Below are 14,942 nucleotides of genomic sequence, written 5' to 3' on the forward strand. Positions count from 1 at the left end.
CAATGCGCGCGTGGCCGCGGCCGAACCCGCGCCTGTCCTGCCGCAACACGGCCGCACCGAGGAAGACCCCGCCGCGCCGGTGCTCAGCACCGCGCAGCAATTCCAGGTGCCGCAGCACGCCGCCAATGCCCAGGACCACCTGGCGCAAGCGATCGCCGCCGCTTCGCAGCGCCAGCAGCCCGCGCCCATCGCCAACCCCGCCAGCATCGCCGTGCCCAATGTGCCAGTGGTACTGCAGGTCGCCACCCCGGTCGGCGGCACCCACTGGGGCACCGAACTGGGTCAGCAGATGGTGGTCATGAGCAACAACGTGCGCCAGGGCACCCAGACCGCCGAGCTGCGCCTGGATCCGCCCGACCTCGGCCCGCTGCGCGTCAGCATCAATTTGGCCGATGGCGTTGCCAGCGCCTCGTTCGTGTCGGCCCATGCCTCGGTGCGCCAGGCGATCGAAACCGCGATTCCGCAATTGCAGCAGGCCCTGGCCCAGGCCGGCATCTCGCTGGGCCAGACCAGCGTCGGCGAACAGGCCGCGCAGCAGGAATTCGCCCAGCAGAACGGCGGCGGTTCGCAACGCCAGGGCGGCGGCAATGGCGCCGCCCTGGCGGATGGTTCGAGCGATGGTCAGGCCGCCACCGTGACGGCCTCGCGCAACGCCAATGCGCTGGTCGACACCTTCGCGTAACAATCGCGCGGCCCGCGGCCGGCAACGGTTGCGGGCGGTGCAGCAATAGCTTGAGATACGCGGCTTTCGCCCTGTTTTTCGCCTCCAAGCGGGGGTGTGATTTCGGGCAGAATGCTTTCATCCACTAAGAATCCGTTTTCATCAGCGGCAAAACACGCATCGACACCGAGATGGCGACTTCCAAACCCACAACCATGCCGCCGCGCGGCGCGCTTCCGACACGCTCCGGCGGCATAGGCCGCATTGTCCGCCCGCTGCTCATGATATTGGTGCTGCTGCTGGTGGCCGCCGCCAGCGCGGGCGCGACCTGGTTCATTGCCCAGCGCATGCAGCCGCAGGGTGGCGCGCCGGTGCAACTGGGCGTTGGGCAGACCGGCAACCAACCGGGCCAGCCCGGCGCCGCAGGCCCGCAGGCCACGCCGACCACTTTTGTCGCCCCGCCCACCACCCCGGCGGCGGTGCCCGCGCCGATCTTCGTGCCGATCGAGGCCTTCACGGTCACGCTGCAGAACGCGGACACCGAACGCATCATGCACGTGGGCCTGACCCTGCGCGTGAGCGACGAACAAACCCGCATCCGCCTGGAAAAATACATGCCTGAAGTGCGCAGCCGCATCCTGATGGTGCTGTCCGCGCAATCGCCCACCGGCGTGCAGACCCAGCAAGGCAAGACCGACATGGCCAACGCCATCAAGCAAGCCGTCAATCGCCCGTTCGCGCCCCTGCCGGACGGCCAGTATGTCACCGACGTACTGTATACGGCGTTCGTGGTGCAATAAGCATGGCCTACGAGGCGTTTCTTTCGCAGGACGAAGTCGACGCGCTGCTGGCCGGCGTCACGGGCGAGAGCGACAGCAAAAAGGAATCCGCGGGCCCCAACGACGGCGCCCGCGCCTATGACCTGAGCTCGCCGGACCGCGTGGTGCGCCGGCGCATGCAGACGCTGGAGCTCATCAACGAACGCTTTGCGCGCCAGATGCGCAGCGTGTTGCTGAATTTCATGCGCCGCAGCGCCGACATCACCGTCGGTTCCATCAAGATCCAGAAGTACGCGGACTTCGAACGCAACCTGCCGGTTCCCAGCAACCTGAACATGGTGCAGATGAAGCCGCTGCGCGGCACTGCCCTGTTCACCTATGACCCGAACCTGGTGTTCCTGGTCATCGACAGCCTGTTCGGCGGCGATGGCCGCTACCACACGCGGGTCGAGGGCCGTGACTTCACCACCACCGAACAGCGCATCATCCGGCGCCTGCTCAACCTGACCCTGGAAAGCTACGGCAAGTCCTGGGATCCCGTCTACCCGATCGAATTCGATTACGTCCGCTCGGAGATGCACACCAAGTTCGCCAGCATCACCGGCAACAATGAAGTGGTGGTCGTCACCTCGTTCCACATCGAATTCGGCGCGACCGGCGGCGACCTCAATATCTGCCTGCCCTATTCCATGATCGAGCCGGTGCGCGACCTGCTCACGCGGCCGCTGCAGGAAACCACGCTCGAGGAAGTCGATCAGCGCTGGTCGCAGCAGCTCTCGCGCCAGGTGCGCAGCGCCGACATCGACGTGGTCGCCGAGTTCGCGCGCATTCCGTCCAGCATCCGCGAACTGATGCGCATGAAGGTCGGCGACATCCTTCCCGTGGATGTGCCGCAGACCGTCATCGCCCACGTCGACGGCGTGCCGCTGATGGAATGCGGCTACGGCGTCTTCAACGGCCAGTACGCCCTGCGCGTGCAAAACATGTTTACCCACGATACCGATTCAAACGAGGCCCCCGACCATGACTGACAAGAACGAGCCCGGCTCCGGCTCGTCCCCGGCCGACGACTGGGCCGACGCGCTCGCCGAACAATCCCGCGCCAATCCGCCCACCCAGGCGGACGGCCTGAAGCCCGCCCAGGATGACTGGGCCGCTGCCATGGCCGAGCAGACGGCGGCCACGCCGCCTGCGGCCGCCGCACCCCCTGCCGCTCCGGCGGCTCCCCCGGCTCCGGCTCCGGCCGCGCCTGCCGCCCAATCGGCGGCGCAATCGGTGTTCAAGCCGCTGGCCGGCTCGGCTGCCGGCAATGGCACCGACATCGACTTGATCATGGACGTGCCCGTCCAGCTGACGGTGGAACTGGGCCGCACCCGCCTGACCATCAAGAACCTGCTGCAACTGGGCCAGGGGTCGGTGGTGGAGCTGGACGGCCTGGCCGGCGAGCCGATGGACATCTTCGTCAACGGCTACCTGATCGCCCAGGGCGAAGTGGTGGTGGTGGAAGACAAGTACGGCATCCGCCTGACCGACATCATCACCCCGTCTGAACGCATCAACCGCCTCAACAACCGCCGTTGAAGCCGCGCCCGTGATGAACGAATCCGCCCTGCTGCGCGTCGTCATCGGCCTGGTGCTGGTGCTGGCGGCCATCCTGGCCGCGGCCTGGCTGGCGCGGCGCGCCGGCCTGACGCAGCGTGGCGGCGGCAACCTGCTCAAGCAGGTCGCCAGCCTGCCGATCGGCGCGCGGCAGAGCATCGTCGTCGTCGAGATCGAGAACACCTGGGTGGTCGTGGGCGTCAGCCCCGGCCAGCTCAACACCCTGCATACCCTGCCCGCCGGCGAATTGCCGCAGGCCGCGACCTTGCCCACCGCCGCCTTCGCGGCCAAACTGGGCCAGGCGCTCAAGCGCCGCTAGGCGGCGCGCGCGCTTCCACACCATGAGCTTGCCCTCTTCCCCTCGCGCCCGCCGCGGCGCGCTGCCCCTGCTGGGCGCCGCCGCCCTGCTGGGCCTGGCCCTGTTCCCCGCGGGCGTGGTCGCCCAGGCCACCCTGCCCGCCCTGACCGCGACGCCGGGCCCGGGCGGTTCCGAAACCTATTCACTCAGCATGCAGACGCTGCTGCTGATGACGTCGCTGTCGTTCCTGCCGGCGGCGCTGCTGATGATGACCGGCTTCACCCGCATCATCATCGTGCTCGGCCTGTTGCGCAGCGCCATGGGCACCGCGATGTCGCCGCCCAACCATGTTCTGATCGGGCTGGCGCTGTTCCTGACTTTCTACACAATGTCGCCGGTGTTCGACAAGATCTACACCGACGCCTACAAACCGCTGTCCGAGGGCTCGATCCAGTTCGAAGCCGCGGTCGAGCGCGCCGCGGGCCCGTTGCGCACCTTCATGCTGCACCAGACCCGCGAGAACGACTTGGCGCTGTTCGCCAACCTGGCCAAGCAGCCGGCGCTGGAGGATCCGTCGCAGGTGCCGCTGCGCATCCTGGTGCCGGCCTTCATCACCAGCGAGCTCAAGACCGCCTTCCAGATCGGCTTCACCATTTTCATTCCGTTCCTCATCATCGATCTGGTGGTCGCCAGCGTGCTGATGGCGCTGGGCATGATGATGGTGCCGCCCGTGACCGTGGCGTTGCCGTTCAAGCTGATGCTGTTCGTGCTGGCCGATGGCTGGAACCTGCTGATGGGCTCGCTGGCCCAGAGCTTCTACCAATAGGGAATCGCCATGACCGCCGAAACCGTCATGACCATGACCTACCAGGCGATGAAGATCGCGCTGGCGATGGCCGGTCCGCTGCTGATCATCACCCTGATCGTCGGCCTGGTGATCAGCATCTTCCAGGCAGCCACTCAGATCAACGAAATGACGCTGTCGTTCATCCCTAAGCTGCTGGCCATGTGCGGCGTGCTGGTGCTGCTGGGCCCGTGGCTGATCGGCATCATGGTCGACTACATCCGTCAATTGATCGGCCAGATTCCCGGCCTGGTGTCGTAGCGGCATCCGCCGCCGCCGGGACGCGTCCCCATGTTTTCCTTCACCATCGAGCAGCTCAATGGCTGGATCGGCCAGTTCCTCTGGCCGTTCGTGCGCATCCTGGCGCTGGTGGGCACCGCGCCCCTCTTTTCCGAATCCACCGTTCCCGTCAAGGTCAAGATCGGTCTGGCCTTCGTGTTGGCGCTTGCCGTCAGCCCGGCGCTCGATCCCATGCCGCCGATCGCCCCGGGTTCGTTCGCCGGCCTGTGGATGGTGATGCAGCAGGTGCTGATCGGCATCGCCATGGGCTTTACCATGCGCCTGGTGTTCGCCGCAGTGCAGACGGCCGGCGAATTCGTCGGCCTGCAGATGGGCCTGTCGTTCGCTTCCTTTTTCGATCCCAGCACCGGCGCCAACACCGCCGTGCTGTCGCGCCTGTTCAACATCGTGGCCATGCTGACATTCCTCGCGCTGGACGGCCACCTGCTGGTGCTGGCAGCCCTGGTGCGGTCTTTCGACACGCTGCCGGTGGAGGCGATCCAGCTGCACCAGAATGGCTGGGGCGTCGTGGTGGAATGGGGCAAGACCGTGTTCGTATCCGGCCTTCTGCTGGCTTTGCCGCTGATCTGCGCGCTCCTGACCATCAACCTGGCCATGGGCATCCTGAACCGCTCCGCGCCGCAATTGTCGGTGTTCTCGGTGGGCTTTCCCGTCAGCCTGATCGTAGGCGTGGTGCTGCTGACCGTGGTGCTGCCGAACTCCGGCCCCTTCCTGGAATCGCTGTTCGAATCCGGCCTGTCGGCGATGAGCCGGGTCACCGACGCGCTGGCGGGACGCTAGCGGCAAGCGGGCGACCCGCGGACCGAGGCCCCGCCAGGCTGGCGCGGGCACAATGAAAAAACGGCCCGAGGGCCGTTTTTTCATTCGATGCGGACAGACGCGTCACTGCTGCCCTGTCAGGCGAAACACCCGGATGGTCTCGCGCAGCGCGCCCGACTGGTTGCCCAGCTGCAGCACCGCTCCGCCCAGTTCCTGCACCAGGGCCGTGTTCTGCACCGTCATCACATCCATCTGCGATACCGCGCTGTCGACCTGCTCGATGCCGCTGGACTGCTCCTGCGAGGCCTGCGAGATCTCGCCGATGATGTCGGTGACGCGGTGCACCGCCGCCACGATCTCTTCCATCGTCGCGCCGGCCTGCTCGGCCTGGGCCGAACCTTCGGTCACGCGCTCGACAGAATCCTCGATCAGCCCCTTGATTTCCTTGGCCGCCTGGGCGCTCTTTTGCGCCAGGCTGCGGACTTCGCCCGCCACCACCGCGAAGCCCTTGCCGGACTCGCCGGCGCGGGCCGCCTCCACCGCCGCGTTCAGGGCCAGGATATTGGTCTGGAAGGCGATGCCTTCGATGATGCTGACGATGTCGACGATCCTGCGGGAGCTGTCGGAAATGCCGTGCATGGTATGCACCACCTGCCCCACCGCCACGCCGCCACGGCGCGCCACATCCATGCTGCTGGCGGCCAGCTGGTTGGCCTGGCGCGCGTTGTCGGCATTCTGGCGCACGGTGGAAGTCAACTGTTCCATGCTCGCCGCCGTCTGCTGCAGGGAGGCGGCCTGGCCCTCGGTGCGGCCGGCCAGTTCCTGGTTGCCGCGGGCAATGTGAACCGCCGCCTGCGTGGTGCCTTCGATGCCGCGATATACGTCCTGGGCGATACCGACCAGGCTTTTGCGCATGACTTCCAGCGAGAAGTTCAGGCTGCCGATCTCGTCGTCCGACTCGGCCACGATCTGCGTGGTCAGGTTGCCCGCGGCGACCTGGCGCGCCATGTTGGCGGCCTCGACCATGGGATCCAGCAGCGACCGGCTCAGATGCCAGCCCAAGGCGAAGATTGCGGCCACCCCCGCGCCGAGCAGTCCGCACGCCAGGGTGGCGCCGGTCGCGTCCAGCGTTTCCCAGTTGGCACGCAGACCGTAGGCGCCGGCGGCCACCACGATGCTAGAGGACAGCAGCGCATGGCGGAACATGCGGCCACGCACGTTGCGTCGGAACGGAAAAGCCAACAGGTCCAGGCCCCGGCGCCAGCCCGCCCGCACCGGGCGGCCGCGCAGGATGCGCACCCCGCGGGCGCGGCCTTCGCGCATACGCGCGTAGAGTTCCTCGGCCATCTCGACCTGGGCGTCGCTGGGGCGCACCCGCACCGACGAATACGCCACCACCTCGCCGTTCTCGACGATCGGCGTGGCGTTGGCCAGCACCCAGTAATAGCCGCCATCCTTGCGGCGGTTCTTGACCAGGCCCAGCCACGATTCGCCTGCCTGCAGGGTACGCCACAGGTCCTCGTAGGCCTCGGGCGGCATATCGGGGTGGCGGACAATGTTGTGCGCCTTGCCGATCAGTTCCTCGCGCGAGAAGCCGCTGACTTCGATAAACGCCGGGTTCGCGTAAAGGATGCGGCCCTTGGTGTCGGTACGCGAGATCAGATATTGATCCTCGCGCAGCTTGGTTTCCACGTCATTGACTGGAAGGTTTACGCGCACAGCTTGTCTCCGGTTACATCATATGTCGCGGCGAACGATAAATAGCGGTGTGGACGGACCTGTCGCCCCGCAGCGACCGGCCCCCGCCCGGTGTTCCAGCGCCGGTACGCGATGCGCGGCATCGCCGAAACCGGTTCGCCCCGGTATTCGGGCGTTATGCCCATTAACGGTAATATTTTCGAAAACTTAACCCGTTCACAAATCCATATCGCGCAAGGCACTCGACCCGGCGGCCGTGAACGGGCGCCGGGTCGGCCGGAGCCGGGCCGGCAACGGGCCCGCTCCGCTGGGCGACGGGGCCGGGCCCCGTGCCGATCAGTCCTGCGTCAGCGTCGGGGCCTGATAGCCGCCCAGTTGCTGGGCCGGCACTTCGATCACTTCGCCGGCATTGATCTTGAACACCGCCACGGCTTCGGCCAGGCGATGGGCCTGCTCCTGCAGCGAGCCAGCCGCGGCGGCCGCCTCTTCCACCAGCGCCGCGTTCTGCTGCGTCACCTCGTCCATCTGCGAAACCGCGCGGTTCACCTGGTCGATGCCGCTGGACTGCTCTTCCGAGGCCGCCGAGATCTCGCCCATGATGTCCGTCACGCGCTTGACCGACGCCACGATCTCCTGCATCGTCGCGCCCGCGCGTTCCACCTGCTGCGAACCGGCGCCCACCTTGGTCACCGAGTCCTCGATCAGGCCCTTGATCTCCTTGGCCGCCTGCGCGCTGCGCTGCGCCAGCGAGCGCACTTCGCCCGCCACCACCGCGAAGCCCTTGCCCTGCTCGCCGGCACGGGCCGCTTCAACCGCCGCGTTCAGCGCCAGAATGTTGGTCTGGAACGCGATGCCGTCGATCACCGACACGATTTCCGAGATCTTGCGCGAGCTGGCCGAAATGCCCTGCATCGTGTTGACCACTTCGGCCACCGCCGAACCGCCGCGCTCGGCCACGTCCGAAGCGCTGGCCGCCAGCTGGTTGGCCTGGCGCGCGTTGTCGGCGTTCTGCTTGACCGTCGAAGCCAGTTCTTCCATCGACGCGGCGGTCTCTTCCAGCGAAGCCGCCTGTTCTTCCGTGCGGCTGGACAGATCCGTGTTGCCCGCCGAGATCTCGCGCGAACCCACCGTGATCTCGTCGACACCACGGCGCACCGTGGCCACCGTGCGCGTCAGGCTTTCCTGCATGCGCTTGAGCGCGGCGAACAGCTGGCCGATTTCGTTGTGCGAGCGCACTTCAACGCGGCTGGTCAGGTCGCCGGCGGCAATCTTGTCGAAATGCTGGCCGGCCTCGACCAGCGGACGGACCACCAGGCGGCCGAACAGCACGCGGCAGAACACCATCAGGGCCAGCGCCAACGCCACCGCGACGGCAACGGCCACCATGGCGCGGTTGAAGTTGTCCTCGGCCTGCTGGATCGTGGCTTCCTGCTGGTCGGCGATGTACTTGCTGAATTCGCCGATGGCCTCGATGAAGGCGGCGCTGCGCGGCGTGCCGTATTCATTGTTGACCATGTAGAAGGTCGAGTAGTCCTCGCTGCGCAGCGCTTCCACCATGGTGTCGACGCCGTCATCGATATACGAACGGTAGCGGCGCACCAGGTTCATCGATAGCTGGCGGCCGGTGTCATCCTGCAGCATGTTCTTCTGGAAGTCGGCGAAGCGGCTGCGCACGCCGGTCAGCAGATCGGTGGCGCCCTTGAGCGCCGCGGCCGCGTCGCGCGCCGAGTTCTCGCCACTGCCCCAGCCCGACTCCTGCAGGTGACGGGCCGCGACCATCAGGCTGACGCGGGCGCGCAGCATGTCGCTGTTGATCACATCCACTTGCTTGGCGCGCTCGGTCAGCGCATTGACCTCGCGGATGGACTCGTAGTTGTGCTGCAGGAAGAAGGCGGCCAGGCCGCCCACCGCCGCGATCAGCACCGCGAAGAATGCCATGACCCACAGCAGCATCGTGCCGACGCGGGCATCGCGCAGCCGCAGCTTGCGTTTCACCTTGGGTGCGCGCGCGGCCTTCTTCTTGCCCACCTTGCCTGATTTCGCTCCGGATTCCAGACTCGCTTCCATATTCTTTCCCCATCCCTCAGGTACAGCTCTGACCAAATGAAAAACCACCCTGGCGAACCCTCCTTGCGGAAGGGTTCGCGTCAGGGCGACGTACGCGGTGGCCCCGGGGGCCGGCGCGCTCTCCGCGGAAAACGGGGCCTATCGCCCCTGGCGCACCGTCTCGGGCGGCGCAGCCGGCACCGGTATGACGATGGTTTCCACCTGGGGCGGCGGCGCGGGCTGTTGCGCCCAATCCTGAACGGGGTCAGGCATGGGTGCGGGGCCCAGCAATTTCTGGCGTTCCCAGGGTTCCAGCAGAATATTGGTGCTGTCGACGAGGCGCATCAGCCGGCCGTCCGGGCCGAACTGCAGCAGCGCTTCCTTGCGGCTGTACAGGCCGTCCGCGACAAACGTGATCTTGAAGGACCAGAGGGCGAGGAAGGTGCCGTCGGTCTGCTTGTAGAACTTGTCAGGCGGGGCGGTGAGCGCCCGCGAGGCTTCTTCCAGCGTCGTCTGACCCGGGGTCAGGGTCGACAGCTTGCTGGGGTCGAAATTGTGGCCCGTTGCCGCGCAGCCCGCGATCAGCGCCGCGATTGCCGCCGTCGCCAGAAGATGTAGATAGCCTCGCATACCTGCCCATTTACCGGTCTCGACCGGCGTCAAAAAGATTCCCAATCATCGTCCGCCGGCGCCTGGCGACGGGTAGCCGCCGCTGGCGGCTTGGCGTCGCTCGTCGCCGCGGTTGCGCGCGGCGGCGGACGCCTCGGCGGACGTGCCGCGCTGGCGGCCTCGGCCGCTGCCGCCGCCGGCTTGGCACGCGTGGCATGCGTCAAGCGCGCGGCAGGCGCTGCCTGGCGTGGCGCCGGCGCGGCGGACGCCACGGCCTTTTCCTGCGCCGCCGCCGGCTCCTCGATCTGCGGCGCGCTGACCCGTGGCGCACTACGTTGCTGGGCCAGCTGGCGCGCCGGCACTTCGATCACGTCGCCGGCATTGATCTTGAATACCGCCACGGCTTCGGCCAGGCGCTGCGCCTGCTCCTGCAGCGAACCGGCCGCGGCCGCCGCCTCTTCCACCAGCGCCGCGTTCTGCTGCGTCACCTCGTCCATCTGCGAAACCGCGCGATTGACCTGGTCGATGCCGCTGGACTGCTCTTCCGAGGCCGCCGAGATCTCGCCCATGATGTCCGTCACACGCTTGACCGACGCCACGATCTCCTGCATCGTCGCACCCGCGCGTTCCACCTGCTGCGAACCGGCGCCCACCTTGGTCACCGAATCCTCGATCAGGCCCTTGATCTCCTTGGCCGCCTGCGCGCTGCGCTGCGCCAGCGAGCGCACTTCGCCCGCCACCACCGCGAAGCCCTTGCCCTGCTCGCCGGCACGGGCCGCTTCCACCGCCGCGTTCAGCGCCAGAATGTTGGTCTGGAACGCGATGCCGTCGATCACCGACACGATTTCAGAGATCTTGCGCGAGCTGGCCGAAATGCCCTGCATCGTGTTGACCACTTCGGCCACCGCCGAACCGCCGCGCTCGGCCACGTCCGAAGCGCTGGCCGCCAGCTGGTTGGCCTGGCGCGCGTTGTCGGCGTTCTGCTTGACCGTCGAAGCCAGTTCTTCCATCGACGCGGCGGTCTCTTCCAGCGAAGCCGCCTGTTGTTCCGTGCGGCTGGACAGATCCGTGTTGCCCGCCGAGATCTCGCGCGAACCCACGTTGATCTCGTCCACGCCGCGGCGCACCGTGGCCACCGTGCGCGCCAGGCTTTCCTGCATGCGCTTGACCGCGGCCATCAAGGCCCCGATCTCGTTGCTCGAATGCACCTCGACGCGCGTGGTCAGGTCGCCGCCCGCGATGCGGTCGAAGCTCTCGCCGACCACGCGCAGCGGCCGCAGCACCACCCGGTTCATGAACAGGAATGCGCCCAGCGACACGGCCAGGATCACCAGCACCAGCGCCAGGTAGACGTAGGTCATGATCGCGCCCTGCGAGCGCGATTCGGCCACCTGGGCTTCGCTGTAGGTCGTAATGGTGCTGGCGAACTCGGTCAACTGCTTGGAAAACGCGCCGCTGGCCGCGGCGGTCTTGGTGTTCTTCAGATTCAGGTATTCGGCGTTGTCCCCCCGGTCCAACGCGCCCAGCATCGCCTGCAGGCCCTCGGCAAAGCCGTTGAAGGAAGCCAGCAACTGGCCTTCCGCGGCGCGGCCGATCTCGGTGTTCTTCGGAATCGCCTTGAAGCTTTCGAGTTTCGTCTTGGCTTCGGCCAGCAGTTGCTGCACGATGCGGGTGTTCTCGGCCGCGCCCGCCTTGTCGCCCGCCGCGCGTTGCGCGGCGGCGATATCGGCGCGGATGGTGGCGCGCAGCATCTGCACGTACGAGTCCTTGACCAGATTGCTCTGCTGGACACTCAGGCTATCCAAAGCGTTGATCGCTTCGGCGTTGGAGCGCATGCTGTTCCAACCCAAGGCAATTGCAACCAGCGCGGCCACGGCGACTGCCAATTGGGCAAGCATCAAGCCCGTGCGCACCTTCAGATTGCTTAACATTTTCCGATATTTCCAGTAACCGCCAGGGCGGCACCATTGCCGCCCCAACGTAAAAGGGGGGTGTTTGTTACTGCGACTACCTGTTCAATGCGTCCGTGCGTGCGTTGTCAGAAGGACTCCCAGTCATCATCCGCGGGCGGGGCGCGGCGGGTGGCGGCCGGCGCGGGCTTGATCGGCTTGGCATCGGTGGCGTCGCTGGTCTTGACGACCGGACGACGCAACGGCCGGGCCGCGGTGGCGCCGCTGTTGGCAGTGGGCCGGGCACGGGCTGGCTGCGTCAGGCGCGGCGCCGCGGCGGGCTTGTCGGCCGCCGGCGTCGATTCGGCGGACCCTTCGGACCTGGCCGGATGCATCGGCTTGGCGGCGGGCGCCGACGGCTCGGCGTGCGGCGCGGCGACCCGCGGCGCTTGGGGCTGCTGGGCCAGCTGGCGCGCCGGCACTTCGATCACGTCGCCGGCATTGATCTTGAATACCGCCACGGCTTCGGCCAGGCGCTGCGCCTGCTCCTGCAGCGAACCGGCCGCGGCCGCCGCCTCTTCCACCAGCGCCGCGTTCTGCTGCGTCACTTCGTCCATCTGCGAGACCGCGCGGTTCACCTGGTCGATGCCGCTGGACTGCTCTTCCGAGGCCGCCGAGATCTCGCCCATGATGTCCGTCACGCGCTTGACCGACGCCACGATCTCCTGCATCGTCGCGCCCGCCCGTTCCACCTGCTGCGAACCGGCGCCCACCTTGGTCACGGAGTCCTCGATCAGGCCCTTGATCTCCTTGGCCGCCTGCGCGCTGCGCTGCGCCAGCGAGCGCACTTCGCCCGCCACCACCGCGAAGCCCTTGCCCTGTTCGCCCGCGCGCGCCGCTTCCACCGCCGCGTTCAGCGCCAGGATGTTGGTCTGGAAAGCGATGCCGTCGATCACCGACACGATTTCAGAGATCTTGCGCGAGCTGGCCGAAATGCCCTGCATCGTGTTGACCACTTCGGCTACCGCCGAACCGCCGCGCTCGGCCACGTCCGAAGCGCTGGCCGCCAGCTGGTTGGCCTGGCGCGCGTTGTCGGCGTTCTGCTTGACCGTCGAGGCCAATTCTTCCATCGACGCGGCGGTCTCTTCCAGAGAGGCCGCCTGCTGCTCGGTGCGGCTGGACAGGTCGGTGTTGCCCGCCGAGATTTCGCGCGCGCCCACGTTGATCTCGTCCACGCCACGGCGCACCGTGGCCACCGTGCGCGTCAGGCTTTCCTGCATGCGCTTGACGGCGGAGAACATCTGGCCGATTTCATTGGTGCTGCGCACCTCGATACGTCCGGTGAAGTCGCCGCTCGCGATTTTCTCGAAATGATCGCCCGCCTCGTGCAGCGGACGCAGGACTGTACGGTTGATGAAGATCCAACAGCCAATCGCGAGCACCGCCGCAATCACCAGCAGCGCGATCGTGACGCTGCGCGAAATGTTGTGATCGACCTGGGCCTGCGCCGCCAGCTCATCCGTACGCTTGTCGATGAAGGTCAGGTAATCGTCCACCGCCCCGCGGAACTTGGTGTTGACGTTCGTGGCGGCGTCATTGAGGTTGAGGTAGTCCTGGATCGCCATATTGGCGAGCGCCTTGGCCTGCCCCTTGATAACCGAATCGTATTCCTTGAGCGCGGCATCCACTGCCTGGCCCAGTGCCTCGGTTCCCTCCAGCTTGGGCGCCTTGCGGATTTCCTCCATCATCTTGAAGGCTTCTTGCATCAAGGCTTCGGAGCGCTTGGCCTGTTCGGTCGCCTGCTCGGTCTTGCCCTGCTGCATATCCATCAGCGATGTGGAAAGCAACAGGCGCGCGCGCAGGAATATGGTATAGGCGCGGTTGAGGGGAACTCCCTGGTCGGTATAGGCGGCGTTGATCTGATCGAGTTTCGTGTTACTGGAATTCAGTCCCATCCAAGCCACGCCGTTCGACACGAACATGGCACCCGTGAAGAGCAATAGCACCAGGATGATGCAGGTGCGAACTTTCAAATTGACAAGCATGAAATATCCGAGCGTTATTGAAACGACAAAATTCCTACCCTGTACGCACACACGGACGCTCCGGCTTGCCACCGGAAGCGTCCGTAAGGGCGCAACATGCCGCGTCCGTCGTGGGCGCGGTCTATGGACTCACCGCATTACTTGCGGCTGAAAAGACTGGATCCTTGAATCGTCATGAACGCCGCCGACGCGGCCTGCAGGGCCACCTGTCGCAACGCCAACTGGCTGGCGCCCGAGTAGTAGTCCAGGTCTTCGAGATCCGACAACGACTTGGAATAACCCAGGCCCTTCTGGGTGCCGGTGGCGTCCAGGGCTTCCAGTTCGTTCATGCGGGCGCCCACCGAGGCGGCGACCGTCTGCACGTTGTCGTAGTTGGTCGACAACTTCTTGTTGGCCGTCGCCAACTCGTTGTTCAGTTTGGCCAACGCCACCGGATCGCCGGCGATCGGCGAGTCGAGCGTCTTGATGAGGCTGTCCAGCGTATTGAAAATGTCGACGTTGGCGGACTGCACGCTTTCGACGTCGATCACGTCACCGTTCTGCGGCGTGCCCTTGACGACCACCGACACCCCGCCGAAATCGATCGCGGCATCGGGCGTGTAGACGGTGGGCGCGGCCGGCGGAGCCGGGTTGATGACCGGCGGCACCGGCGGGTTGGCATTGGGGTCCGTCGTGATGACGCGATACCCCATGTTGCCCGTGGCCGGGTCGGATTCGAATTGCAGCTTGAAGTTCTTGCCAATGTTGGGGCTGCCCGGCGTCACCGAGACCGTGCTGAACTGGGCCGTGCCGGTGTTGGCGGCGGCGGCGGTGCTGACATAGGCCTGCGACCCCGGGTTGGCGCGGTTGAAGATGTCGCTGCCGATGTCGCTGGAGGACATCTGGCGCGACTGGTCGACCTGCACCGTGCGCTCGCCGGTGGCGCCGCTATAGACGATCTTGCCGTTGGTGTCCTGGGCATAGGGCACAACGCCGCCCTGGTAGCCGGAGAACAGGTATTGGCCGTTGCCGTCGGTGCTGTTCGCCAGGCCCAGCAGCGCGTCCCGGGCGTTCTTCAGCGCGGTCGACAAGGCCTGGCGGTCGCTGTCGGCGAAAGTGCCGTTACCGGCCTGCACCACGCGGGTACGCACGTCGGCCAGCGCCGTGGTGATGGAATCCAGGACGTTGTTTTCCTGGCCCAGGTTGGTCTTGGCGGTATTGCGATTGAGCTGGTACGTCGCGTTCATGCTCTGCGTCTGCGCGACGTTGATCGACAACGAGGCGGACAGCGGATCATCCGCCGGCGTCAGGAACTTCTTGCCGCTGCCCACCTGTTCCACCAGGCGGTTCATGTCGGATTCCTGAGAAAGAACGCCCTTCAGGCCGTTCGAATACATCATCGAGGTGCTCAGGCGCATGGGGAAGCTCCAAATAGG

The 14,942-nt window shown here is 66.4% G+C and carries 14 protein-coding genes; 8 read left to right on the forward strand and 6 right to left on the reverse strand.

The window, feature by feature from the left end:
* The 8 genes from AruCF_RS29960 to fliR all read left to right on the forward strand — a co-directional run.
* On the forward strand, positions 1 to 682 hold a 682-nt coding region (locus AruCF_RS29960), incomplete at its 5' end, for a flagellar hook-length control protein FliK (protein WP_254431136.1).
* A 170-nt stretch (positions 683 to 852) separates the two neighbouring features.
* Entirely contained in the window at positions 853 to 1,461 is a 609-nt protein-coding gene (locus AruCF_RS16145) for a flagellar basal body-associated FliL family protein (RefSeq protein ID WP_049074332.1), read from the forward strand.
* A gap of 2 nt (positions 1,462 to 1,463) precedes the next feature.
* Positions 1,464 to 2,471 (forward strand): flagellar motor switch protein FliM, encoded by a 1,008-nt coding sequence (gene fliM / locus AruCF_RS16150; RefSeq protein WP_049074337.1) that lies wholly within the window; start codon positions 1,464 to 1,466, stop codon positions 2,469 to 2,471.
* Positions 2,464 to 3,021: a flagellar motor switch protein FliN gene (fliN, locus tag AruCF_RS16155; RefSeq protein WP_049074340.1), complete on the forward strand. Its 558-nt coding sequence runs from the start codon at positions 2,464 to 2,466 to the stop codon at positions 3,019 to 3,021. The genes fliM and fliN overlap by 8 nt, the downstream gene beginning before the upstream one ends.
* Positions 3,022 to 3,034: 13 nt before the next feature.
* Positions 3,035 to 3,358, forward strand: coding sequence for a flagellar biosynthetic protein FliO (gene fliO, locus AruCF_RS16160; RefSeq protein WP_049074341.1), 324 nt, complete (start codon positions 3,035 to 3,037; stop codon positions 3,356 to 3,358).
* 22 nt (positions 3,359 to 3,380) lie between these two features.
* Positions 3,381 to 4,163, forward strand: coding sequence for a flagellar type III secretion system pore protein FliP (gene fliP, locus AruCF_RS16165; RefSeq protein WP_049074344.1), 783 nt, complete (start codon positions 3,381 to 3,383; stop codon positions 4,161 to 4,163).
* Between the two features lie 9 nt (positions 4,164 to 4,172).
* Complete coding sequence (gene fliQ, locus AruCF_RS16170) at positions 4,173 to 4,442, forward strand: flagellar biosynthesis protein FliQ (protein ID WP_049074347.1); 270 nt, start codon at positions 4,173 to 4,175, stop codon at positions 4,440 to 4,442.
* Between the two features lie 30 nt (positions 4,443 to 4,472).
* On the forward strand, positions 4,473 to 5,261 hold the full coding sequence (fliR, locus tag AruCF_RS16175; RefSeq protein WP_049074349.1) for a flagellar biosynthetic protein FliR: 789 nt from the start codon (positions 4,473 to 4,475) through the stop codon (positions 5,259 to 5,261).
* Positions 5,262 to 5,363: 102 nt separating this feature from the next.
* Here the strand turns inward: fliR and AruCF_RS16180 are convergent, their stop codons facing one another.
* From AruCF_RS16180 to flgL, 6 genes are all read right to left on the reverse strand, one after another.
* Positions 5,364 to 6,959: a methyl-accepting chemotaxis protein gene (locus tag AruCF_RS16180; protein ID WP_049074351.1), complete on the reverse strand. Its 1,596-nt coding sequence runs from the start codon at positions 6,957 to 6,959 to the stop codon at positions 5,364 to 5,366.
* A gap of 315 nt (positions 6,960 to 7,274) precedes the next feature.
* A complete protein-coding gene (locus AruCF_RS16185; protein WP_049074354.1) occupies positions 7,275 to 9,005 on the reverse strand; it encodes a methyl-accepting chemotaxis protein in 1,731 nt (576 codons plus the stop codon).
* Between the two features lie 138 nt (positions 9,006 to 9,143).
* Positions 9,144 to 9,614: a hypothetical protein gene (locus AruCF_RS16190; RefSeq protein WP_049074356.1), complete on the reverse strand. Its 471-nt coding sequence runs from the start codon at positions 9,612 to 9,614 to the stop codon at positions 9,144 to 9,146.
* 29 nt (positions 9,615 to 9,643) lie between these two features.
* Positions 9,644 to 11,524, reverse strand: a complete 1,881-nt coding sequence (locus AruCF_RS16195) for a methyl-accepting chemotaxis protein (RefSeq protein ID WP_049074357.1) — start codon at positions 11,522 to 11,524, stop codon at positions 9,644 to 9,646.
* Positions 11,525 to 11,631: 107 nt separating this feature from the next.
* Positions 11,632 to 13,527: a methyl-accepting chemotaxis protein gene (locus AruCF_RS16200; RefSeq protein ID WP_083036805.1), complete on the reverse strand. Its 1,896-nt coding sequence runs from the start codon at positions 13,525 to 13,527 to the stop codon at positions 11,632 to 11,634.
* Between the two features lie 137 nt (positions 13,528 to 13,664).
* Positions 13,665 to 14,924: a flagellar hook-associated protein FlgL gene (gene flgL / locus AruCF_RS16205; RefSeq protein ID WP_049074363.1), complete on the reverse strand. Its 1,260-nt coding sequence runs from the start codon at positions 14,922 to 14,924 to the stop codon at positions 13,665 to 13,667.
* Positions 14,925 to 14,942 lie beyond the last annotated feature (18 nt).

The organism is Achromobacter ruhlandii (assembly GCF_002082135.1).
GTDB lineage: Bacteria > Pseudomonadota > Gammaproteobacteria > Burkholderiales > Burkholderiaceae_B > Achromobacter > Achromobacter ruhlandii.

What these genes read in the sequence shown, in the direction of transcription:
- fliP (WP_049074344.1), top strand. Translation starts at nt 3,381, where the DNA reads ATGAGCTTGCCCTCTTCCCCTCGCGCCCGCCGCGGCGCGCTGCCCCTG.
- fliQ (WP_049074347.1), top strand. Translation starts at nt 4,173, where the DNA reads ATGACCGCCGAAACCGTCATGACCATGACCTACCAGGCGATGAAGATC.
- fliO (WP_049074341.1), top strand. Translation starts at nt 3,035, where the DNA reads ATGAACGAATCCGCCCTGCTGCGCGTCGTCATCGGCCTGGTGCTGGTG.
- AruCF_RS16195 (WP_049074357.1), bottom strand. Translation starts at nt 11,524, where the DNA reads ATGTTAAGCAATCTGAAGGTGCGCACGGGCTTGATGCTTGCCCAATTG.
- fliM (WP_049074337.1), top strand. Translation starts at nt 1,464, where the DNA reads ATGGCCTACGAGGCGTTTCTTTCGCAGGACGAAGTCGACGCGCTGCTG.
- fliN (WP_049074340.1), top strand. Translation starts at nt 2,464, where the DNA reads ATGACTGACAAGAACGAGCCCGGCTCCGGCTCGTCCCCGGCCGACGAC.
- AruCF_RS16185 (WP_049074354.1), bottom strand. Translation starts at nt 9,005, where the DNA reads ATGGAAGCGAGTCTGGAATCCGGAGCGAAATCAGGCAAGGTGGGCAAG.
- AruCF_RS16200 (WP_083036805.1), bottom strand. Translation starts at nt 13,527, where the DNA reads ATGCTTGTCAATTTGAAAGTTCGCACCTGCATCATCCTGGTGCTATTG.
- fliR (WP_049074349.1), top strand. Translation starts at nt 4,473, where the DNA reads ATGTTTTCCTTCACCATCGAGCAGCTCAATGGCTGGATCGGCCAGTTC.
- AruCF_RS16190 (WP_049074356.1), bottom strand. Translation starts at nt 9,614, where the DNA reads ATGCGAGGCTATCTACATCTTCTGGCGACGGCGGCAATCGCGGCGCTG.
- flgL (WP_049074363.1), bottom strand. Translation starts at nt 14,924, where the DNA reads ATGCGCCTGAGCACCTCGATGATGTATTCGAACGGCCTGAAGGGCGTT.
- AruCF_RS16145 (WP_049074332.1), top strand. Translation starts at nt 853, where the DNA reads ATGGCGACTTCCAAACCCACAACCATGCCGCCGCGCGGCGCGCTTCCG.